This window comes from Streptomyces sp. NPDC048411 (genome assembly GCF_040704695.1).
In the GTDB taxonomy this organism is placed as follows: Bacteria; Actinomycetota; Actinomycetes; order Streptomycetales; family Streptomycetaceae; genus Streptomyces.
In genome coordinates this window covers 28,302-48,023 of the sequence record NZ_JBEZKL010000034.1, presented here as the reverse complement: position 1 = coordinate 48,023, position 19,722 = coordinate 28,302, and the positions used below count along the sequence as shown (strand labels likewise).

The 19,722-nt window shown below is 70.7% G+C and carries 21 protein-coding genes and 3 pseudogenes; 8 read left to right on the top strand and 16 right to left on the bottom strand.

Annotation, left to right across the window (positions count from 1 at the left end; all coding sequences use genetic code 11):
- Positions 1-135: 135 nt before the first annotated feature.
- The 8 genes from AB0915_RS15040 to AB0915_RS15005 all read right to left on the bottom strand — a co-directional run bounded on the left by AB0915_RS15040 (position 136) and on the right by AB0915_RS15005 (position 6,656).
- Complete coding sequence (locus AB0915_RS15040) at positions 136-945, bottom strand: class I SAM-dependent methyltransferase (protein ID WP_366691495.1); 810 nt, start codon at positions 943-945, stop codon at positions 136-138.
- Between the two features lie 26 nt (positions 946-971).
- On the bottom strand, positions 972-1,619 hold the full coding sequence (locus AB0915_RS15035) for a DUF2064 domain-containing protein (protein ID WP_366691494.1): 648 nt from the start codon (positions 1,617-1,619) through the stop codon (positions 972-974).
- Complete coding sequence (locus tag AB0915_RS15030) at positions 1,616-2,350, bottom strand: glycosyltransferase family 2 protein (protein WP_366691493.1); 735 nt, start codon at positions 2,348-2,350, stop codon at positions 1,616-1,618. The genes AB0915_RS15035 and AB0915_RS15030 overlap by 4 nt, the downstream gene beginning before the upstream one ends.
- Positions 2,351-2,614: 264 nt before the next feature.
- Positions 2,615-3,676 (bottom strand): NAD-dependent epimerase/dehydratase family protein, encoded by a 1,062-nt coding sequence (locus AB0915_RS15025; RefSeq protein ID WP_366691492.1) that lies wholly within the window; start codon positions 3,674-3,676, stop codon positions 2,615-2,617.
- Positions 3,677-3,703: 27 nt separating this feature from the next.
- Positions 3,704-4,309: a hypothetical protein gene (locus AB0915_RS15020; RefSeq protein WP_366691491.1), complete on the bottom strand. Its 606-nt coding sequence runs from the start codon at positions 4,307-4,309 to the stop codon at positions 3,704-3,706.
- On the bottom strand, positions 4,306-5,562 hold the full coding sequence (locus tag AB0915_RS15015; RefSeq protein ID WP_366691490.1) for an MAB_1171c family putative transporter: 1,257 nt from the start codon (positions 5,560-5,562) through the stop codon (positions 4,306-4,308). The genes AB0915_RS15020 and AB0915_RS15015 overlap by 4 nt, the downstream gene beginning before the upstream one ends.
- A gap of 41 nt (positions 5,563-5,603) precedes the next feature.
- Complete coding sequence (locus AB0915_RS15010; protein WP_366691489.1) at positions 5,604-6,173, bottom strand: toxin; 570 nt, start codon at positions 6,171-6,173, stop codon at positions 5,604-5,606.
- Positions 6,174-6,179: 6 nt separating this feature from the next.
- Positions 6,180-6,656, bottom strand: coding sequence for a hypothetical protein (locus AB0915_RS15005; protein WP_366691488.1), 477 nt, complete (start codon positions 6,654-6,656; stop codon positions 6,180-6,182).
- 399 nt (positions 6,657-7,055) lie between these two features.
- On the opposite strand from AB0915_RS15005, the pseudogene AB0915_RS15000 reads away from it, so the two are divergent.
- The 3 genes and pseudogenes from AB0915_RS15000 to AB0915_RS14990 form a co-directional block, all read left to right on the top strand.
- Positions 7,056-7,225, top strand: a pseudogene (locus AB0915_RS15000) (MerR family DNA-binding transcriptional regulator); the annotation flags it as partial.
- Positions 7,226-7,573: 348 nt separating this feature from the next.
- A complete protein-coding gene (locus AB0915_RS14995; RefSeq protein WP_366691487.1) occupies positions 7,574-7,777 on the top strand; it encodes a cold-shock protein in 204 nt (67 codons plus the stop codon).
- A 283-nt stretch (positions 7,778-8,060) separates the two neighbouring features.
- Positions 8,061-8,318: pseudogene (locus AB0915_RS14990) on the top strand (ATP-dependent helicase); the annotation flags it as partial.
- A 215-nt stretch (positions 8,319-8,533) separates the two neighbouring features.
- Here AB0915_RS14990 and crcB read toward each other — a convergent pair.
- From crcB to AB0915_RS14975, 3 genes are read right to left on the bottom strand one after another with little or no spacing between them, the layout of a single operon-like run.
- The gene (gene crcB / locus AB0915_RS14985; RefSeq protein ID WP_366691486.1) at positions 8,534-8,908 is read right to left on the bottom strand and encodes a fluoride efflux transporter CrcB; all 375 of its coding nucleotides are present in this window, start codon (positions 8,906-8,908) and stop codon (positions 8,534-8,536) included.
- On the bottom strand, positions 8,905-9,270 hold the full coding sequence (locus AB0915_RS14980; protein ID WP_366691485.1) for a DUF190 domain-containing protein: 366 nt from the start codon (positions 9,268-9,270) through the stop codon (positions 8,905-8,907). Before AB0915_RS14980 ends, crcB begins: the two co-directional genes overlap by 4 nt.
- Positions 9,267-9,761, bottom strand: a complete 495-nt coding sequence (locus AB0915_RS14975) for a CrcB family protein (RefSeq protein WP_366691484.1) — start codon at positions 9,759-9,761, stop codon at positions 9,267-9,269. The genes AB0915_RS14980 and AB0915_RS14975 overlap by 4 nt, the downstream gene beginning before the upstream one ends.
- Before the next feature lie 543 nt (positions 9,762-10,304).
- On the opposite strand from AB0915_RS14975, the gene AB0915_RS14970 reads away from it, so the two are divergent.
- The gene (locus tag AB0915_RS14970; protein WP_366691483.1) at positions 10,305-11,045 is read left to right on the top strand and encodes a polyprenol monophosphomannose synthase; all 741 of its coding nucleotides are present in this window, start codon (positions 10,305-10,307) and stop codon (positions 11,043-11,045) included.
- A gap of 15 nt (positions 11,046-11,060) precedes the next feature.
- On the opposite strand, the pseudogene AB0915_RS14965 reads toward AB0915_RS14970, so the two are convergent.
- A pseudogene (locus AB0915_RS14965) lies at positions 11,061-11,690 on the bottom strand (phosphoribosyltransferase family protein); the annotation flags it as partial.
- Between the two features lie 99 nt (positions 11,691-11,789).
- On the opposite strand from AB0915_RS14965, the gene AB0915_RS14960 reads away from it, so the two are divergent.
- Complete coding sequence (locus AB0915_RS14960; protein ID WP_366691482.1) at positions 11,790-12,575, top strand: HAD-IIA family hydrolase; 786 nt, start codon at positions 11,790-11,792, stop codon at positions 12,573-12,575.
- Positions 12,576-12,589: 14 nt separating this feature from the next.
- Here AB0915_RS14960 and AB0915_RS14955 read toward each other — a convergent pair whose 3' ends face one another.
- Complete coding sequence (locus AB0915_RS14955; RefSeq protein ID WP_366691481.1) at positions 12,590-12,718, bottom strand: hypothetical protein; 129 nt, start codon at positions 12,716-12,718, stop codon at positions 12,590-12,592.
- Positions 12,719-12,920: 202 nt separating this feature from the next.
- Here AB0915_RS14955 and dacB point away from each other — a divergent pair, with 202 nt between their 5' ends.
- Together dacB and AB0915_RS14945 are read left to right on the top strand one after the other, a co-directional pair.
- Entirely contained in the window at positions 12,921-14,534 is a 1,614-nt protein-coding gene (gene dacB, locus AB0915_RS14950; RefSeq protein ID WP_366691480.1) for a D-alanyl-D-alanine carboxypeptidase/D-alanyl-D-alanine-endopeptidase, read from the top strand.
- A gap of 153 nt (positions 14,535-14,687) precedes the next feature.
- On the top strand, positions 14,688-14,837 hold the full coding sequence (locus AB0915_RS14945; RefSeq protein ID WP_366691479.1) for a hypothetical protein: 150 nt from the start codon (positions 14,688-14,690) through the stop codon (positions 14,835-14,837).
- On the opposite strand, the gene AB0915_RS14940 is transcribed toward AB0915_RS14945, so the two are convergent.
- The 3 genes from AB0915_RS14940 to AB0915_RS14930 all read right to left on the bottom strand — a co-directional run bounded on the left by AB0915_RS14940 (position 14,804) and on the right by AB0915_RS14930 (position 18,580).
- Positions 14,804-15,478, bottom strand: a complete 675-nt coding sequence (locus AB0915_RS14940) for a CAP domain-containing protein (RefSeq protein ID WP_366691478.1) — start codon at positions 15,476-15,478, stop codon at positions 14,804-14,806. The two genes, AB0915_RS14945 and AB0915_RS14940, sit on opposite strands and share 34 nt — an antisense overlap.
- Positions 15,479-16,205: 727 nt before the next feature.
- Positions 16,206-17,474 carry a GNAT family N-acetyltransferase gene (locus AB0915_RS14935; RefSeq protein WP_366691477.1) on the bottom strand — a complete coding sequence of 423 codons (1,269 nt, stop codon included), beginning with the start codon at positions 17,472-17,474 and terminating at the stop codon, positions 16,206-16,208.
- Positions 17,475-17,791: 317 nt separating this feature from the next.
- The gene (locus AB0915_RS14930) at positions 17,792-18,580 is read right to left on the bottom strand and encodes a DUF72 domain-containing protein (protein WP_366691476.1); all 789 of its coding nucleotides are present in this window, start codon (positions 18,578-18,580) and stop codon (positions 17,792-17,794) included.
- A gap of 367 nt (positions 18,581-18,947) precedes the next feature.
- Here AB0915_RS14930 and AB0915_RS14925 point away from each other — a divergent pair, with 367 nt between their 5' ends.
- A complete protein-coding gene (locus AB0915_RS14925; RefSeq protein ID WP_366691475.1) occupies positions 18,948-19,688 on the top strand; it encodes a PP2C family serine/threonine-protein phosphatase in 741 nt (246 codons plus the stop codon).
- The last annotated feature ends 34 nt before the right edge of the window (positions 19,689-19,722 follow it).

Sequence of the window (19,722 nt, the reverse complement as noted above, 5' to 3'; positions counted from 1 at the left end):
CGCGACGGCGGACCGGGGCGTACGCGCGGTTCTGGGACCGCGCTCCGGACTGGTCAATTTCGTCCGCGTGCCCGCCTTTCTCTCCGGGCTGCTCCTGCTGATGTGGTTCCCGCTGATCAGCAGGAAGGCGACCCATTACAAGCCGGCGAGCGGGCTCTCCCCCGATGTGTTCCTCGGGAACTGGCTGCTGATCACGGCGGCGTTGTTCGCGGTGTCGGCGTGCTGGCTGGGCGTCCGGACCCTCCGGGTGCGGCGCAGGGCAATGAAGGGGCGGCCGTCCGACACCCACTGATCGACGGCCCGCCAGGCGTTCGGCTGCGCGTACCGGAGCAGGGCCGGGGTGCCGAGCCGGGCCCAGGGGAAGAGCGCGCCCCCGGTGGCGGCCCGGTCCTCCTCGCCAGTCCCTTCCGGCGCGAGGCGACCGTCGTACAACCGGACCTGCACCCGTTCGTCGATGTCCAGCGGTGACGTTTCCGCGATGAGGAGCCCGCCGGGGGCGAGGAGGTCCGCGGTGCGCAGCAGGAGACCGTGCGGGTCGCCGCCGATGCCGATGTTGCCGTCGATCAGCAGCACGGTGCCCCAACGGCCCTCACCGGGAAGCGGGTCGAAGACGGAACGGTGCAGCGCCGAGCCGCCGATCCGGAGCGTGTGGGCGACAGCGGCGGCGCTGACGTCGATGCCGAGTGCGCGCTGGCCGCGGGAGGCCAGTTCCGCGACGAGGCGGCCGGGACCGCACCCGACGTCGAGGACCGGCCCTTCGCAGCGGCGCAGCGCCGACAGGTCGGCGGCGTCGGCCTGCGCACACCAGCGCTCGACGTCCAGGGGCAGCAGCCAGCCGTCCGTACGGCGGAGGAAGAGCGGACCATGGCCGTTGCGCAGCGCGTCGGCGTAGGGGTCGGTGGACCACGGGGCGAGGTCCTCTCTTTCGGAACCTGCCGTGCTCATGGCGCCGCGGTCCGGCACCGCGCCGCTCACCGGGCCGCCGCCGCGGTCAGCCGGGCCAGCGCCGCGGCGAACTCCCCGTGCGGTGCGGCGGCGGCGACGTGCGCGGCGTCCGCCGCCGTGTCCACGTCCCGCAGCCGCGGCAGATCGCGCACGGTCAGTCCGGCGTCGACGAGACGCCGCCGCTGGACCGCACCGGTCTGCGGGACGGACATGGGCACGCCGCGCACCAGGTCCGGGTCGGGGGCGGCCAGGCCGAGTGCCCAGAAGCCGCCGTCGTCGGCGGGGCCGAACCAGGCGTCGCAGTCGTCCCAGGCGTCCGGGGAGAGCGCGGGCGCCAGCTGGGCGGCGGAGATCTGCGGGGTGTCCATGCCGATGAGCAGGGCCGGACCGGTACAGCCGGCGAACGCCGCCGCGAGCCGCTCGTCGAGTCCGCCGGAACTCTGCGCCACCACCTCGACGCCCGCCGGCAGCCAGGGCCCCGGCCGCCCGTCCAGTACGAGGACGCGCCGCCGGGCGGGCAGCGAGAGCATCGTGCGCAGCGTGTCCCGGAGCGCCGCCTCGGCGAGCTGTGCGGCCTCGGCGGGTGTGAACGGCGGCGTGAGCCGGGTTTTGACCAGTCCCGGCAGCGGTTCCTTGGCGATGACGAGGAGGGCGGTCGGGCCGGGCACGCTCATCGGGGCGCCTCCTGACGGGCCGTCCCCGCGCTCGTCCGCTCCGGCGGCCGGTGCAGGACCGCGCGCATGTCCCGTACCGCATGCCAGGTCCCCCGCCAGGTGCCGGTCACCTTGGACCTGCCCGTACGCGGCAGGTACGGGACATCGGTCTCGGCGACCCGCAGCCCGGCGTCCGACGCACGCACCACCATCTCCAGCGGGTAGCCGCTGCGCCGGTCGGTGAGCTCCAGTGCCAGCAGGTCCGCCCGGCGCCCCGCCCGCATCGGGCCGAGGTCGTGCAGGCGCAGTCCCGTCCGGCGGCGCACCATCCGGGCCAGCGCGAGATTCCCGGCGCGGGCGTGCAGCGGCCACGCGCCACGGCCCTCGGGGCGGCGGCGCCCCAGCAGCAGATCGGTCTCGCCGTCGGCGACCCGGCGTACGAAGCCGGGCAGCAGACCCGGGTCGAGGGAACCGTCGCAGTCGCAGAAGCAGACGAACTCCGCCTCGGCGGCGAGCAGTCCGGCTTGGCACGCGGCGCCGAAGCCGCGTCGCGGCTCATGTACGACGGTCGCCCCGAGCGAGCGGGCGAGCTCCGCCGATCCGTCGGTGGAGCCGTTGTCGACGACGACGGCGCGCCAGCCGTCCGGGATGCGGCCCAGCACCCGGGGCAGCGCGGCGGCCTCGTCCAGACAGGGGAGGATCACGTCGGCGTGGGGGGAGTGGGCGGGGTAGAAGTCGGTCACCTCGCTCACACTACGGAGCGAAAACCGGCATTTCGGGCTTCAGGTTCTTACGGAAGACGGACGTCGACCCTTCGGCGGACCGCCGACTGCCCGACTCGGGGCCGGGATGCCAAGGTGACCGTATGGAGAACATCCCGGACACCCCGGGTCCCGGACCCGCCCCCGGCGGGCCGCGCGGCCATGTTGTCGTGGTCGACGACGATCCGACGGTTGCCGAGGTGGCCGCCGGCTGTCCGGACCGGGCGGGCCGGCCGGAGCCGGAGCGGCCGTCGGTCAACCGGTGGCGACCGCCTCCCTCAACGCCGCCCCGGCGAACTCCTCCATTCCCTCCGCGAAGCCCACCTCCGGGCGCCAGCCCAGTTCCTCCCTCAACCGCCGCGAGTCCGCCGTCACATGGCGTACGTCTCCGAGCCGGTACCCGCCGGTGATCTCCGGTGCCGGACCGCCGTGCGCGGACGCCAGAGCCGTCGCCATCTCGCCGATCGTGTGCGGATCCCCGCTCCCCGTGTTGTACGCGGCGAAACTTCCCGCCCCGCGTCCCCCCACGGCCTCCAGTGCCACCGCGTTCGCGGCCGCCACATCGCGTACGTGGACGAAGTCCCGCCGCTGACCGCCGTCCTCGAAGACCTGCGGCGCCTCGCCCCGCTCCAGCGAGGAGCGGAAGAAGGAGGCGACCCCCGCGTACGGGGTGTCGCGCGGCATCCCCGGCCCGTACACGTTGTGGTAGCGCAGGGCCACCGCCCGGCCGCCCGTCGCCCGGGCCCACGCGGCGGCCAGATGTTCCTGGGCGAGCTTCGTCGCCGCGTACACATTGCGCGGGTCGGTGGGTGCGTCCTCGCCCACCAGCCCCGGCGTCAGCTCCGCCCCGCAGTCCGGGCAGCGCGGCTCGAACCGGCCCGCCGCCAGATCGTCCACGGCCCGCGGCCCGGGTCTGACCCGTCCGTGCCGGGGGCAGTCGTACCGCCCCTCGCCGTAAACGACCATCGAACCGGCGAGCACCAGATTCCGCACACCGGCCGCGGCCATCTCCGCCAGCAGGACGGCGGTCCCGAGGTCATTGCAGCCGACGTACTCCGGGGCGTCCGCGAAGTCCTTGCCCAGACCGACCATCGCGGCCTGATGGCAGACCGCGTCGACGCCCCGCAGCGCGTCGGCCACCGCCGCCTGGTCCCGGACATCGGCAACGATCAGCCCGTCCCGGCCGCCTCCGGCACCCACGCCGTGCGCCGACTCCAGCAGCGCGTCGACCACCACCACTTCGTGCTTCCGCGCCGCCAGCGCCCCGGCGATGTGTCCCCCGATGAAACCGGCTCCGCCGGTGAGCAGTACACGCATGGCCGTCACGCTAAGCCCGAGTGGCCGTCAGACGAGCAGGAACGCGGCCGCGGTCCCCGCACCCAGTGCCGAGCCCGCCACCGTCTGGGCGACGCTGTGGTACCCGAGCGCCACGCGTGACCAGCACACGGCGACCGTCATCGCATACGCGAGCAGCCACCAAGGCGAGTGGACCGCGGCCAGCAGCGCGACGACCGCCGAGGCGACCGACGCGTCCACCGAGATCTTCCAGACGGTGTTGACGGCCAGCAGCACGACCGTCATCGCCCACAACGCCAGCATCGCCACCAGGATCCCGGTGGGCGCGTGGCCGAGGACCATGACGACCGAGCCTGTGCCGATTGAGCCGAGGATGACGAGGAAGATCGGTGCGCGCTTCGTACGGTCGACCACATGCCGGTCGCCCCAGGTGCCGCGCCCCCGCTCCCACTCGATGTACGCGGCCGGGAGGATCCCCGCGCACAGGGCGCCGAGCAGGCCCCACAGCAGACCGGTCCAGTGGCCGGCGGCAGCCGCCCCCATGGCGAGCATGCCGGCCAGCAGAAGGTTGCGGGGCTGCAGCACGTCCGTGACCACGCGGGCGGCCGAGGCCGTCGTCGGGTCGGAGCCGGTGGCCGAATCGGTGGTTGTCATGCCGTCCTCTCCATGGCCGCCGAAGCCGCCAGTACGTCCCGGACCCGGTCCTCGGTGACGGTCCGGTAGGCCGTCGCCACCTGCACCAGCCACGCCACCTCACCGTCCTGGTCGGTGGCGTGCTGGGTGCCGACCGTCGCGGCGCTCCCGGCGGGAGCACCGGCTTTCATCGCGGTGAGGGCGGCCTTGATCCAGTACGCGTCGGCGAGCGGACCGGCCTTCGCGGGGACAGGGGCCTCGGCCGCGGCAGCTGCCGCGGTGGCCGGGAGCAGGCTGTCCGGTACGTAGTGGCGCAGCTTCTCGACCGCGTCCGCGATATCGGCGGCCCACCGGTCGATCCGGAGGTCCGCGGGGGTGTCGAACCGGGTCAGCTCGCGCCGGAGCGAAGCCGGGGGCTCGAACGGCTGGTCGGGGAAGGCCGTCATCAGCTCGTACCAGAGCGCGTGCAGCCGGGTCTGGGCCCGCCACAGCTTCGCCCGGCGCCGCCCCTTGCTGAGGGCGGGGACGGAAGCACCGACCGCGAAGAACGCGAACAGCACGACCTGCGCGGCCTCGGTGACCTCGTCGAACTCCAGCGCGAAGGCGGGGCTCGGCTGGTCGATGACGCTGACCCACAGGAACAGGGTGCGGCTGACCGTGTAGGCGACGCCGATGAACATCGCGAACGTCATCATCGCGAGCCCCACCCGCAGATGGCGCAGCCCGGCACCGGCGGTGGCCAGCGCCCACTGGTAGGCGCAGACCGCGGACGCGGCGCCGAGGTAGAGATAAAACACGCTCATGTACAGCGTGGCGCCCCACTGGCCCGCATGGTCGGCAACGAAGCGGTCCGACGGCACGGAACGGTCGACGACGGTGAAGAAGAGCACTGTCAGCAGGATCAGCGTGGCGACGGACGCCTTGGCCGCCACCTGCTGGACCGCCCGGGCGAACCGGACGTGCCGCGGGACGTCACCGGCGTCGGGGTACTGGCCGTAGATGGCGACGATGTAGCTGAGGATCGCCAGGATCGCGATCGTCGCCGTGTAGTGCTTGATCAGAACCGAGAGGTCGGTGACCGGGCTGTCGTTGAGCCCGATCCGCACCACCTGGGTCTTGGTCCACAGGGCGGCGGCGAATCCGGCGTAGCAGCCCCACAGGGCGCGGCGACGCTTGTCCTCCTCGTCGCCCCACAGGGCGGCCGGCATGCGCCACACGGCGACAGCCGTCATCAGGACGGCTATGAGATAGCCGGCGAGGTCGAGCGGGGTCACGGCGGGATTCCTCTGGGTGGGGGTAAGGGGACGGGGAAGGGTCATGTACGGCGGAACAGGCCGCGGCGGTGCGCGACCGGGCGCGACAGCGAATTGGCGAGGCGTCCCACCATGTCGTCGCTGGTCACGTCCCTGGCCATCCGGGGGATGAGCGAGGCGCCGAACTCGGCGATCCGCTCGTCGTGCGTGTCGTACTGGGCGCGGGCCTGGACGGTGGAGTCGCCCGCGCGCAGCGAGTCGGCGACGCCGGAGTCCACGACCCGGGAGATCAGGGACGTGTCGAAGACGGGCAGCAGGCGCTGGAGCTGGTCCGCGTCGAGCGAGGTGCCGTGGTCGAACCACTCGTGGCACAGCTCGTGCAGGATGACGTGCTGGGTCTGGTACACGGTCGGGCGCCGCCGGTAGAGCACGAAGCTGGTCGAGCCGGAGGCGAGCCGCAGACCGCAGGCGGCATTGACGCGCGCCAGCCGGTCGGGCATTTCGTGCAGCATGATGGTGCGGCCGCGGGCCGCCTCCATGTTGGCCACCAGGCCGGCGATCGAGAACGGCGCGGGGATGGGGAGGTCGGCCAGTCCGGCCTCGCACTCCTTCCGCAGCTTGCGCAGGGACATGGCGGCCTAATGCGCCGATGGGCCGTCGGCGGCGGAACCGCCGCCTTCGCCGTCGGCGGGGGTGCCGGGCCGCTTCTTCGCGTCCTCCAGGAGCGAGAGCGCGAACTGCAGGAGTTCCGGCGGCAGACCGTCGTCGGCCAGGCCGCGTCCGGCGAGCCCGCTGATCTCCCCGGTACGCCGCTTCGCGAGGAACCGCAGCCCGGCGACGACGTCGTCGACGACCTCGGACTCCTCTTTGAAGAAGCGCCAGTCGACGCCGAAGCCCAGTCCGAGGGCCTTGAGGATGTCCTCGGACGGCTGGGTGACCTTCCCGGCGAGGATGTTGGAAAAGTAGCTGTGCGACAGCGAGCCGCCGCGTTCCCTGACCAGGTCCGCGAAGACCCGCCCCGAGATCTTCTGGCCGGGGAAGGTCTCCTCCACCATGTATTCGACCTTCTGCTGCAGCGTCCGCAGCTCCGGCGCGCGCTCTTCGCCGTTGTCCATCGGGGCCCCCACGTTCACGTCCGCCGGCACGCGCGCCCCTGAGACGCTGCGCCTGCCTGGATCCGGTCGACGGGCTCGTACTGTAACCAACCGGAATGAGGGGTCCGCAGCGTGGGGAGGCGGGCGAGACATGGCGGAACATCCTGCTCCGCTGTCAGGAGTGGGCTTGCGTAAACACTCTACGTCACTGTTAACTCGAAAAAACATGGGCAAGGGGCCACGAGGGGAGTCCCTTGCCCGTGAAGTCGTCGTGCGCCCGCGTGTCCGCCGGCCCAGCCACATGTTCGGGCCCACAACACGTTGTAGCCCTTCACGACGGGGGATGCGTGAAGGGCTACTCATGCATTATGACCATTGATCCCTCCCCCCATCAACAGACCAGCTGATCAGTGTCCACCGCCCCTGTGGTCCGAGGGCGGCCACCGCCGCTACTCCCTCTACCAGGTGCGCATGGCCGCCCGTGCCCCCGAACTCGTCGACGCGGCACGCCGATCGAGGCCGCCTGTCGCATCGTCGTTCTGGAGGACCGGCTCGAAGCGGCCCCGTGCCTCGATGCGGAGCCGCGCAGGCCGGTGGCGGGTTCGGGGTCCCGAGGCCGGGTCCCTACGCCGGGGCTCCGTGCCGGGAGCGCATATCTGTTGTCGCAAGCACAGAATTTTATGCAATGCGCGACGAGGGTTTATGGCGTGCCGGACGGAGTGTAATTACACGCCGCGCGCGGTCACTTGCATCGTGCTACGGTGGATACCAGTTGCGGTTGTGGTTCCCAAAACTCCAAGTGCTCTTGTCGCCACAATTGGCTGGTGGGCGCGCTTTTGTAATTCCGGCATCATCATTCCGGACGGGGTAATCATTGCGGCGACGCGGGACCGGCACAGTGCGAGGTCCCCGGGCACTGCCCCAGAAGGAGAAAAGACATGGCTACTGGCACCGTCAAGTGGTTCAACGCGGAAAAGGGCTTCGGCTTCATCGAGCAGGACGGTGGCGGCCCTGACGTCTTCGCCCACTACTCGAACATCGCCGTGAGTGGCTACCGTGAGCTGCAGGAGGGCCAGAAGGTGACCTTCGACGTCACGCAGGGCCAGAAGGGCCCGCAGGCGGAGAACATCACCCCCGTGTGATCCTGCAGATGCTCCAGCGTCCGACGCGCTGAGACGCACGTGCGCAGCTGGGACCCGCGCCTTCGGGTGCGGGTCCCAGCTCGTTGCTTTTCCGGGCCCGTACCCGTGTGCCGGCCCCCGTCCCCGTGACAGACACGATTCATCATCCACCGTGCCGGACACGGCTCACTTTTCGCAGCCGGGCTTCTTCCGCGCATTTCATCGGCCCGTTCTTGCGATTCCTGCGCTACTTCACTGCCGCGCGGAATTCCTCGATACGCGCCATATCGAGGAAGAGCTCTCCTTGAACCGCTCAACGCGCACGAACGACTGCTGCTCCGGCAACCGCGGCGGAGCCCCGAGCCGTTCCGGTTCCGGCTACCGTTCCGGTTCCGGATCATGCTCCGGTTCCGGTGGCTACGGCCGCCGGCCCGCCGCCGGACAGGGCGAGTTCGCCCCGCCGAAGACCATCACTCCGGCGCTGCCCGCCGTCGAGGCCTTCGCCGGCCTGGACCTGCCCGCGCCCCTGCCGGCGGCGCTCGCCGCCAAGGGCGTCACCATCACGGCGCCGACGACGGAGCGTCCCAGGAGCGGCGGCCCGTCGTCCCGCGGCCGCCGCCCGGCACCGGCGCGCCGCACCGCCGTACCGGAGCCGGGCGGGCCGGGGCGAAGGAATCATGAAGTCCCTGCCCCGCAACGCGCGTTCGGCGACCGCATGTCGCCGGTCGGGCGACGGCGCACCCCCCGTTTGGCCTACACGGGAAGAGTAATTGCGGGTCACTGCCAGAGCGCCTCGGCGAGTGCGACCCCGGCGAACACCGCGCCCAGCGCCGCCGCCACGCTCGCCACGACATTGGCCGTGGCGTAGAGCTTCGCCCCGTCCTCGGCCAGCCGCAGCGTCTCGTAACCGAACGTCGAATACGTCGTCAGCGCCCCGCACAGCCCCGTACCGACGAACAGCTGCACCTGCGACGAGGCGGCACCGGCCGCCACCGCGCCGGTCAGCAGCCCCAGCAGCAGGGATCCCGCCACGTTCACCGCGAACGTCCCCCACGGGAAGACCGTGTCGTGCCGGACCTGGACCGCACGGTCGGTCAGATAGCGGAGCGGGGCGCCGATCGCGGCGCCGACGATCACCAGCAGCCAGGTCACCGGCCCTCCTCCCGGTCGCGGGGGCGGACGATCTCGCACGTGTCGAGGACGACGACGCCGTCCCCGGTCAGTTCGTCGATGAGCGGCAGGAACGCGCGGATCCGGTCCTCGGTGTCCACGATCACGACCGCCACCGGCAGATCCTCGCTCAGCGACAGCAGTCGCTGGGTGTGGATCCGCGACGAGGCGCCGAACCCCTCGATGCCACGGAACGCACTCGCACCCGCCAGCCCTGCCCGGTGCGCCCGGTGCACGATCTCCGCATAGACGGGGCGGTGGTGCCAGACGTCGGACTCCCCGACCAGGACCGTCAGGCGCAGCCCCCGCTCGGCCGCCCCGGCCGGCTCCGTCTCCCTCGTCATGGCTGCCTCCACGCCAGCACACGGCGGGTCACCCACACCGCACTCCACACCGCGGCGAGCGCCGCCAGCAGCGTCAGCCCGAGATACGCGATGCCGGTACGGGCCCGGCCGCCGTCCACCAGCCGTTCGATGTCCGCGGCGTACGTGGAGAACGTGGTGAACCCGCCCAGCACCCCCGTGCCGAAGAACGGGCGCACCAGCCGGTGCGCCGCCCATACGTCGCTGATCAGGACCATGAACGCGCCGATCACCGCGCACCCGAGGACATTCACGACCAGAGTCGTCCACGGGAAGCCGCCCGGCGGGGTGCTCCAGATCAGCGACGCTCCGTAACGGGCGGTCGCTCCGGCGGCGCCGCCGAGGGCGATGACGCCGAGGACGGGCCACTGCCCGCCCGGCTGCCGGCTGCGCTGCCCGGGTACGGGCGCGACACGCCGGGTGCCGTCAGGACCATCCGTCACGGGTGTCGCTCGGGGCTGCTGGGCTCCCATGGGCGCATGTCTCCTACCTGCTGGGTGCCCGGACACGAGCACGTCCCACCGCAAGTAGGGACCGTTGGCGGCACTGCTGCCGCGGTTCGGGTACGGCGGGCCCCACCGCCGCGCAGCAACCGTCACCAGTCCCTGCTCGCACCAGACTATCGCCCGGCCGAACGCTCCGCCCGCCGCAGGTCGGCAGCCGCCGGGCGCGACCCATAACCCGTAGTGGTACGAGGTGCGTTGTCCCTCGCCGCCTTCCGGATCCGGTCCGGAACGGTTCCCGGGATCTGCCGCCGCGCTCAAAGTGACCGGATTCTGCGGGTGGTTGATGGCACGACTCCGATTCGGTGACGGAAGAGGCCCATAGGGCTCCGGGGCTCCGCCCGTCAGCGGTCCCAAGGTGTCGCGAAGGAGGGAGGGAAAACCGGAGAATAATGTTTCGCCCATTTAGGGGCACGGGGCGGGTGCTAGGCTCGCGCGGATCGGGAGCGCGGAACAATGGAGAACCCCCGAGAACGTCTGGGAACCCCCGAGAGTACGAGAGGGCGAAAGGGAATGGCCGTGGAGAAGACCTCCCCGAGGATTGTGGTGGTGGTCCCCACCTACAACGAACGGACGAATCTGCCGATCCTCGTCGATCTGCTCACGGATCTGCACCTGCCGAACCTGCACATTCTGGTGGTGGACGACAATTCGCCCGACGGCACGGGGGATGTGGCGGACCGGCTCGCGGCCGAGACCTCGGGCCTGGTCGGAGTATTGCACCGCACCGAGAAGGACGGGCTCGGGCGCGCCTACGTGGCCGGGATGACGCGTGCGCTCGCGGAGAAGGCGGAAGTTGTCATTCAGATGGATGCGGACCTCTCCCATCCGGCGTCGGTGGTTCCGGTCATGGTCGAGAAACTGTTCGCCGAGAATGCCGCAGTCGTCATTGGGTCCCGTTATGTGGAAGGTGGTTCGCTGGCCGCCGAGTGGCCATGGCACCGCAAGGCGCTCTCCGTCTGGGCCAATTTCTATGTCAATGCCATTTTGCGACTGCATGTGAAGGACGCCACCGCCGGGTTCAAGGTATGGCGGGCGGACACTCTGAAATCGATCGATCTGCCATCCGTCCGCAGCAATGGGTATTCCTTTCAGGTGGAGATGAACTACCGCACGGTCAGGCGCGGATTGCGGGTGGTCGAGGTCCCGATCCGATTCGAGGAGCGGGTGAACGGCGAGTCGAAGCTCGGACTGCGCGTGCAGATCGAGTCTGCGGTGGCGCCGTGGAAGCTGCGGTTCGGCAAGCAGGACTGAGCTCCTCTAAGCCTTCAACAGTGCGAGAACTTCCTCGTCGGGCGTCTGGGAGAAGTCCCGGTACCACTCGCCGACGGCCGAGAAGAGGGCCGGTGTGGAGAGACAGACCACCTCGTCCACCTGCGTACGAAGCCAGGCGATCGTGTCCGCGGGCGCCACCGGAACCGCCAGTACCACCCGGGCCGCGCCCTGCGCCCGTACGACCTCGCAGGCGGCCGAGGCCGTGGCGCCGGTCGCCACCCCGTCGTCGATCACGATCGCGGTACGGCCGGCCAGCTCCAACCGCGGCCGGTCGCCCCGGAACTGCCGTGCCTGCCGGGCGAGTTCGGCCGTCTCGGCGCGCTCCACGGACGCGATGTCCCCGCGGCTGATCCCCCCGCGGCGTACGACGTCTTCATTGATCACCCGCACCCCGCCCTCCCCGATGGCACCGAATGCCAGCTCACGGTGGTACGGAACACCGAGCTTGCGGACCACGATCACATCGAGAGGTGCGCCGAGCGCGGTCGCCACCGCCGCGGCGACCGGGACCCCGCCACGGGGCAGCCCCAGAACGACGGGTTTCTCCCCCTCTTCCTCCCCCTGCAGATGCCGGAGCGCTTCGGCGAGCTGCCTGCCCGCATCCGTGCGATCGGTGAACAGCACGGTGGTTCACCTCCGACCCAGGGGAGACAGAGGCACGTACGCACCTACTTCGAAGCAACCCCATTTGCGGCACCCGCGCAAGTCGGCGACGGTCGATCCATGGAACGGATCGGAGCGGTACTGATCGACATCGACGGCGTGCTCACCGTCGACTGGGAACCGCTGCCCGGCGCGGTGGCCGCCCTGGAGCGGCTGCGTGCCGCCGGACTCCCGTTCGCCCTGGTCACCAACACCACCTCACGCACCCGTGCCCGGATCGCGGCGAAGCTGGCCGCGGCGGGCTTCCCCGTCGGCGAGGACGACATCCTCACTGCGCCCGCCGTCACCGCCGCGTACCTGCGCGCCCACTGCCCGGGTGCCCGGTGCGCGCTGCTCAACAGCGGCGACGTCAGCGAGGACCTGACGGGCGTGACCGTCGTCGACGTGGGGGAGAGCGCTCCCGCGGACGTGGTCGTCCTGGGAGGCGCGGGCGACGCGTTCGACTACGCGTCGCTCAACGCCGCGTTCCGCCACCTCCAGCACGGCGCCCGGCTGATCGCCATGCACCGCAACCTGTACTGGCGTACGGCGGAAGGTCTCGCCCTCGACACCGGGGCCTTCCTCCCGGGGCTGGAACGGGCCGCCCGGACCGAGGCGGAAATCACCGGCAAACCCGCCGAGGCGTTCTACGCCACCGCTCTGGCCCACCTCGGCGCCACCGCGTCCGGCACGCTGATGGTGGGCGACGACATCGAGACCGACGTACTCGCGGCCCAGCGGTGCGGCATCACGGGCGTCCTCGTCAGAACAGGCAAGTACCTGCCCGAGACACACCGCTCCGCCACCGGCACCCCGGACCACGTCCTCGACTCCTTCGCGGGCCTCCCGGCTCTTCTGGACCGATGAGCCCCGACAGGCTCTCAGTCGCTGTCGCGCATGCGATGCGGCAGCCACTCCTGCCGGTGGTCGGCGTGGTCGGCGTAAGGCAGTGCCAGGTCCGCCTCCTCGTCGAGGCGGGCGCGCAGGAACTCCACCAGGTCGTCGGTCATGCACGCATCATTCCGCGCCGCGACGGTTCGGACGCGGACCCGTGCCACGACCGCACGGACACACCCGCCCCACCTCCCGCCACCGTCCGAGGGATGTGCCCGCCGCGCCGCGCCTGACCACCCGCCTGCGCCGCCCGCGAGTCATACCCTCAGAACGCCCTTTTCCCGGTCTTCGTGCATCACACACACCGGTGGAGTTCGCATGTCATCAGCCGTCACCGGAAACCGACGCCGGAATCGGAGGCATCGGCGCGTCTTCACCCTCCTCGGCCTCGTGCTGGTCGCCACTGTCGCCGCGTTCGGCATGGACTGGGTGATGCCGTCGAAAGCCCCGGACGAGCTCGACCCGCGCATCTCCTCGATCATGGGCAAGCCCGACTACCCGCACGCCCAGTGGGGTCTGTTCGAGCAGAACCCGGAGACCGGCAAGGTGGTGCAGTCGCGCTACGCGGACCAGTTCTTCACCCCGGGTTCCGTGGCCAAACTGTTCGGCGTCAGCGGCGTCTGGCACACCCTCGGCAGCGATCACCGCTTCGTCACGCCGGTTCATGCCGTCGGAGAGCGCCGGGGCGCGACCCTCACCGGGAATCTGGACCTCGTCGCGCAGGGCGACCTGACCCTCGGCGGCCGTACGCGTGCGGACGGCACCGTCGCCTTCACCACCATCGACCACAGCTACGCCGACGACATCCCCGGAGCGACTCTCACCTCGCAGAACCCGCTGGCCGGCATCGACCAACTGGCCCGGCAGGTACGCGCCTCGGGGATCACCAAGGTGGACGGCGACGTGGTCGTGGACGCCCGGCTGTTCCGTCCCGACCCGGAACTCGACCCGGCGCCGACGCCGCTGATCATCAACGACAACCTCATCGACCTGCTCACCACCCCCGGCGACGCACCGGGCGCGCCCGCCGAGCTGGACTGGCGCCCGAAGGTGGCGCCGTACCGCGTCACGTCCTCCGTCCGGACCGTCGAGGCGGGCAAGCCCGCCGACATCACGGTGACGCCCTCCGCCGACGGCACCCGGATCCAGCTCTCCGGCACCATCGCCGCCGATTCCGCCCCGGTCCTGCGGGTGTCGGACATCCGGGACCCGAACGCCTTCGGCCGCACCGCCTTGATCGAGGCACTGAAGCGGGCCGGGGTCGAGGTCACTGCGGCCGCGGGCGGAGCCAATCCGGCCGGCAAGCTGCCCGACTCCTACCGGGGCGCGCCCGAGGTGGCCCGGTTCACGTCCCCGCCGTTCGAGCAGTACGCCCGCCTCATCCTCAAGGCGAGCCACAACCTCGGGGCGAACCTCGGCATCTGCCTGATGGCCGTCAGCACGGGAAGTCATCAGTGCCAGCACGGATTCCCCGCACTGGCGAAGTTCCTGGACGAGGCGAAGGTGGACCGCAAGGCGGTGCACCTGGCCGACGGCCGCGGTGGCAACCCGGCCGACCGCGCCACGCCCCGCGCCGTCGCCCGGATCCTGACGTACTGGCAGGGCACCCCCGATGCGGACCGCTTCCGGGAGGCTCTGCCGACCCTGGGCGTCGACGGCAGCCTCGCGGGCAACTGCCGCGACTGCCTCGCCCGGGGCAAGGTTTTCGCCAAGACGGGAACCGTCGCAGGCGGCGACCTCCTCAACGACCGGCTGGCGGTGGGCGCGGAGACGACGGCCGGGTATCTGGAGACGAGCCAGGGGCACTACGACGTGTTCTTCATCGGGGTGAACGGCGCCTCGACGCCCGACATCAACGGCGTGCTGACCATCGGGAACGACGTGGCCGACATCGCCGCGATCCTTCAGGAGAACGCGAGCGGCAGTTCCTGAGCCACGCACGCCGCCACGGGCCACGGAGATGCCGGCGGGCCCTTGGTGTCCACGGGCCGGTGGACACGGGGTTCAACCGGTCGAGGCTGCCGCGAGCACCGTCCCGCGGGCCGGCCGCCGAGGTATGAGCAATCGACCAGTACATAGGGCCGGTTGGAGCGCACGGTACCCATGGCCATCACCGGCTGGTTCCTGTTCGTCATTCTGTGCCTCGACGCCGGTATCGCGACCGGGTGCGACGCGGCGACCACCGAGGATTTCCTGGTCCGCTATCGGGCCGTTCCGAAATCCTGCGTCCAGTAGTGGCCGGGCTGCGCGAGTCCGATGCCGATTTCCTTGTACGTGCAGTCGAGGATGTTGCGCTTGTGTCCCGGGCTGGTCATCCAGGCATTCATCACCGACTCGGGTGTGGAGTAGCCGTAGGCGACGTTCTCGCCGTAGGCACTCCAGGTGTAACCGGCTCGCGTGATCCGGTCGCTGGGCGACGATCCGTCGGAGCCCGTGTGGGACATGTTCCGGTGGTCGGCCATGTCCTTGCTGTGGTCCTGCGCGGCCTTGGTCAGCTTGGCATTGACGGAGAGCGGCGAGCATCCGACCTTGCCGCGCTCGCTGTTGACGAGCGCCAGCACGCGGGCCGTGTCCGCGGACGCGGGGGTGGTGGTCGGGGCCGGTGCTGCCGATGCGCTCGCAGACGCCGCAGGGCTCGTGGGCGCACTCGCAGTCGGCTTCTGCCCCCGGGGGCCGGCCGTCCAGTGGTGCGCGGAGCTCGGGGTCTTCCAGTGGTGCGCGGAGCTCACGGTCTCCCAGTGGGCGGAGGGCCGGCTGCCCGCGTCCTCCGGAGCGCCCAGACAGGCCATGGCCGCGGAGGGGATGCCCACGGCTCCCGCTGCGACGACAGCGATGGCTATCGGCCGGTAGGACTTCTTCCTGCGGTGCTTCCTCATGCGTGACCTCGCTCGGTAATCGCCAAGCGCCCCCGGTAGGGCAGGGCTCAGCGCAGTTCCTGGCTTGAGCTGTGGAGATGCTGTGCGGCCGTCATTCTTGGAACTGCCGCGAGGCGGGGCAACACGCCCCATGACTATCGAGCTTCGTAGTGATGGCCGGCCCTTGCCACGGTCGCCCGGCCGTGCTTGTCCGGCTCCCGGAGCCGTGAGAAGTCCTGTCGCGTCGTCAGGGTTCCCTGCGCGCCGAAGGAACGGGCGCGACCACCCGCCCGTTCGGATTCCGGCCCACCCCGCGCGGGGCATGTGACATCAAGTCGGACAAATCTCATCAAGTCGCCGTTGTGATATCTACTATTCGGTGACCGCATTGCCGAACATCGATGTGGGAGATGTCACCGGCGAATGAATGCGCCTTCTCTTTTCGTTTCACGCTGTGCAACGGGCGGTTCGTGAGTGCGCAAGGTAGGGAATGGCGCCCGAAAGGCGATAAAGAAGATCACCTGAACCGGGCGGGCAAAAGGATCACCCCGGCTGTGGCGGGGCACCGCATCCGCGGACGCCCGGGCGCACCCGTCCCCCGGCCGAGCTCACCGAGCTCGGTGCGTTCTCCCGCGGCGCCCGGTTTCGTATGCCTCCCCGCGGCCACCCGGAAACAGTTGCCGGAGCCGCTCGGAGACCGCGCACGGGCATGGGCCCGCCCGAGCGGATCCATGCCCGGCGCGGGCCTTCAGGTGCGGCCGTAGCGGATGGTGTGGTCGGCGAACTCCAGGGCCATGTCGGTGGTGACGGTGGGACGGGTGTGCCTGATCGTGTGGAGAAAGTCCTCGGTGGTCGGCTGGGCCCTCTCCCCGGTGTCGAGGGTGCGTTCGAAGGCGGACTGGGCGACCGTACGGGCGGCTTGCCTGATGTCGGCGGGGGTGAATCCCTCGCTGGCGTCGGCCAGCACGGCCGTGTCGGCTTCGGTCCCGGTCTTGGCGATATAGCTGGTCCACAGGGCCTTACGGGCCTCGTGGTCGGGCGGCCCGACGGGCAGCACGTAATCGAATCGGCCATGGCGCAGGAAGGCCGGATCCAGGGCGGCGACCGTATTGGTGGCGCAGATGAGCAGTCTGCCGTCGCGGTCGCGGAACCGCACGATCGATTTGAGGAGCTCATTGACCACGCCGACAGACATGGGGTCGGCGAGGTTGCGGGTGCCGGCGACTTCCTCCACCTCGTCGATGAAGACCAGTGCATGGTCGAGTTGTGCGATCTCCTCGAAGCGGCGGCTGAGTCCGTGCGCGAGCCCGTCCTCCAGTGCGAGCCGGGAGGGGAAGAGCTCGACGAACGGCCAGCCGAGCCGACTTGCCACAGCCTTGGCGAACGTGCTCTTGCCCGTCCCCGGGGGACCGAACAGGACGACGGCCTGGGGCGGTTCGACGCCGTGCGCGTCAGCAAGCTCGGGGTTGGCCAGGGGAAGCACCAGCCGGCGTTCGACGAGCCGCTTCTCGTCCGCCATACCCGAGAGCTTCTCCCAGAGCCCGGCCGCGGGCACCGTCGCCCCGAGCGAGGACAGGATCGCGGAGTCCTGGGCGGTCACCGACTGCACCTTCTCGAAGTACGTCAGCCCCCGGTGCTGTCGGAACCCGGAATGGCCGAGCGCTGCGGCGCCCGTCTCCTCCTCGGGCAGAACCGCGGCGACGATCTTGGCTCCGGCGCTCTGCAGGCGGCGCTCCAGGGCGGAGAGCAGCGCGGTGCCCAGCCCCAGGTTCCGCCAGGCCGGATGCAGGGCGATACGCAGCACCCAGGCCCGGTCGCCGTCCACCCGTCCCACCGCCGCGCCCACGAGGTGCCCGTCGGCCACCGCGACGACACCGGGATTCTGTGCCTGCACCGCGGCGACGACCTCGGACAGGCGGAAAACAGCGGGCTGGTCGGTCGTGGTGCTCTCCGCGTCGAGTCGCACCACCGATTCGAGATCGTCCGGCGTGAAGTCCCGCACATGCCACACAGCCATGGCCCAGCCCTTGGACGTCGCTCCTTGAACTTCCATCATCAGCCAGGTCCGGCAGGGTCGCCAATCAACGGCATACGGTCGCACCGGGGCGCCGGGCGAAGGGCCCATCGGTGCGACCCGCCTCATCGTGACGGTCGAGCTGACTGCTGCCTCAAGCAACGCCGCGCGTACGGGAATTCACCCCCTCGCCCGGTGCCGCGCGGCCGGATGCGGAGCGGATCGCTGTCGGCGCGGAGCGGTGGGGGAGATCCGGCCTGCGAGGCGAGCCGCTCCGATTCCGCCGCACCCGGAACAGCCCGAGCCCGGCAGGAAAACCCTCAGGGCGTGGACTGCCCCGGCAGGGCTCCGGGAGGCGTACGGCTCACTGTCCGGCCCAACGCGGCCGCTGCGCGGGCGAATTTCACGGCGTCCACGACGGCCGCACCACCCAGGTCGTTGTTGAAGTACACATACACATCGTCCTCGTCGGGCCAGGCGTCGACGATGCGACGGGCCCAGGACGTCAACGCCTGGCGGCCGTAGCGCGGCGGCGGCTCCGCGATGCCGCCGTGAAACCGTACGTACCCCCATGACGCGGTACGCCACAGCGGCGTCACCGGGCGGGACCAGCGATCTGCCCAGCACAGGGCGCTGCCATGCCGTTCCAGCACCGCCCGGAGCTCCCGCTCCGCCTCCCACCACGAGGTGTGCCGGAGTTCGACGGCCACCCGAACCCCGTCGGGAAAGCAGCTCAGGCAGGCGTCCAGAGCCCCGATGTCCGCATGGAAGTTCGAAGGCAGTTGGAGCAGCACGGGTCCCAGGCGGTCGCCGAGGGCCTCGGCGTGATCCATCAGCCGGAGCACCGGCTCCGCGGGATCGTGCAGCCGCTTCAGATGGGTCAAGTAGCGGCTGGCCTTGACCGCCATGACGAACCCCTGCGGTGTCCGCTCCCGCCAGGAGGCGAAGGTCTCCGCCGTGGGGAGCCGGTAGAAGGCGTTGTTGTTCTCCACGGTGGCGAAGTGCCGGGCGTACTCCTCCAGCCACAGCCGCTGCGGGTGCCCGGGGGGATAGAGAACGCCGCGCCAGTCCTTGTACTGCCACCCTGAGGTTCCGACGAGCATGGGCATGGTCCGATCCCTGCCCCTGAGGCCGGAGGCCGTAACGCCTCGCCGGGCGAGTGCGCCGTAGTGGAGGCACGGACGGGCAGGGTCGGCGTCAGCGGCGTGGCGTATCCGGCAGCGCGCCTTTGATGCTGCGGAGCGATCTCGTCGCGCACTGCTCCGGACGCTCCTGGTGACAGCTGTCCAGCGCCCTGAGTGGCACGTACGGGCAGGGGTGCGTGTCGCACGCCGTCGCTCATCGGTGCGTGCGCCACGCGGCGAGCAGATCTTCGGGGCCGTGGACGGCCTGCAGCCCCGAACAGCCGACGCGTGCCCAGGGCGCCACAATGGAGATACGGGACGCACCTGCCGTAGCGGAGAGCGGGGCCCTTCGATGCCGTACATTGCCGTCACTGCGTTGAGCCACACCGGGCTCATTCGCGATCACAACGAGGACAGCCTCGTTGTCGGACCGTGGACGCTGTGCGGCACCGTGACCGAGAATCCGCAGACGCTGCTGTTCCCGCTCGGCACGCCGCTCGTCGTCGCGGTCGCCGACGGGATCGGCGGGCAGCCCGCCGGCGAAGTGGCCAGTGCGCTGGTCGTCCGCCAACTCGCGTCGTTCGGTCCTTCATTGGACAGCGAGGAAGCCGTTCGTGACGCTCTGAACGTCTGCAACGACGCGGTGTACGCAGCCGCCGACGGCAATCCGGAACTGGTCACCATGGGGACCACGGTCGCGGGCGCCGTCGTGCTGGCGGAGTCGCTGCTCGCCTTCAACGTCGGCGACAGCAGGGTGCTCGACGCGACTCGGGACGGACTCCGCCAGGTGAGCGTGGACGACAGCCCGCCGTTGCCGCCGGGCCGGCGCACCACGTCACTTGTCACACAGGCGCTCGGCGGCGCCCGCCGGTTCAGCGCCATCACACCCCACGTCACGACGGCGCCGCTGTCCGCAGGTGATCGCTACCTGGTCTGCACCGACGGGCTGACCGACCCGGTGACGGAGGACGCACTCGACAGTCTGCTGCGCGTGCACAACGACGGCAGGGCCGCTTTCGAGCTGTGGAAGGCCGCTATCGAGGCGGGAGGCCCCGACAACATCACGCTCGCGATGGTACGCATCGGCGAGTAGGGGCGAGTGGGCCGTCGCAACAGGGGGAGGTCGC

Excerpts from the sequence above, each read along its gene's own strand:
- AB0915_RS14940 (WP_366691478.1), bottom strand. The coding sequence starts at position 15,478 with ATGAGGAAGCACCGCAGGAAGAAGTCCTACCGGCCGATAGCCATCGCT.
- AB0915_RS14970 (WP_366691483.1), top strand. The coding sequence starts at position 10,305 with ATGGCCGTGGAGAAGACCTCCCCGAGGATTGTGGTGGTGGTCCCCACC.
- AB0915_RS15020 (WP_366691491.1), bottom strand. The coding sequence starts at position 4,309 with ATGACAACCACCGATTCGGCCACCGGCTCCGACCCGACGACGGCCTCG.
- AB0915_RS15035 (WP_366691494.1), bottom strand. The coding sequence starts at position 1,619 with ATGAGCGTGCCCGGCCCGACCGCCCTCCTCGTCATCGCCAAGGAACCG.
- AB0915_RS14925 (WP_366691475.1), top strand. The coding sequence starts at position 18,948 with ATGCCGTACATTGCCGTCACTGCGTTGAGCCACACCGGGCTCATTCGC.
- AB0915_RS15005 (WP_366691488.1), bottom strand. The coding sequence starts at position 6,656 with ATGGACAACGGCGAAGAGCGCGCGCCGGAGCTGCGGACGCTGCAGCAG.
- AB0915_RS15010 (WP_366691489.1), bottom strand. The coding sequence starts at position 6,173 with ATGTCCCTGCGCAAGCTGCGGAAGGAGTGCGAGGCCGGACTGGCCGAC.
- AB0915_RS14995 (WP_366691487.1), top strand. The coding sequence starts at position 7,574 with ATGGCTACTGGCACCGTCAAGTGGTTCAACGCGGAAAAGGGCTTCGGC.
- dacB (WP_366691480.1), top strand. The coding sequence starts at position 12,921 with ATGTCATCAGCCGTCACCGGAAACCGACGCCGGAATCGGAGGCATCGG.
- AB0915_RS14975 (WP_366691484.1), bottom strand. The coding sequence starts at position 9,761 with ATGGGAGCCCAGCAGCCCCGAGCGACACCCGTGACGGATGGTCCTGAC.
- AB0915_RS14935 (WP_366691477.1), bottom strand. The coding sequence starts at position 17,474 with ATGGCTGTGTGGCATGTGCGGGACTTCACGCCGGACGATCTCGAATCG.
- AB0915_RS14980 (WP_366691485.1), bottom strand. The coding sequence starts at position 9,270 with ATGACGAGGGAGACGGAGCCGGCCGGGGCGGCCGAGCGGGGGCTGCGC.
- AB0915_RS14930 (WP_366691476.1), bottom strand. The coding sequence starts at position 18,580 with ATGCCCATGCTCGTCGGAACCTCAGGGTGGCAGTACAAGGACTGGCGC.
- AB0915_RS15025 (WP_366691492.1), bottom strand. The coding sequence starts at position 3,676 with ATGCGTGTACTGCTCACCGGCGGAGCCGGTTTCATCGGGGGACACATC.
- AB0915_RS14955 (WP_366691481.1), bottom strand. The coding sequence starts at position 12,718 with ATGACCGACGACCTGGTGGAGTTCCTGCGCGCCCGCCTCGACGAGGAG.
- AB0915_RS14960 (WP_366691482.1), top strand. The coding sequence starts at position 11,790 with ATGGAACGGATCGGAGCGGTACTGATCGACATCGACGGCGTGCTCACC.
- AB0915_RS15040 (WP_366691495.1), bottom strand. The coding sequence starts at position 945 with ATGAGCACGGCAGGTTCCGAAAGAGAGGACCTCGCCCCGTGGTCCACC.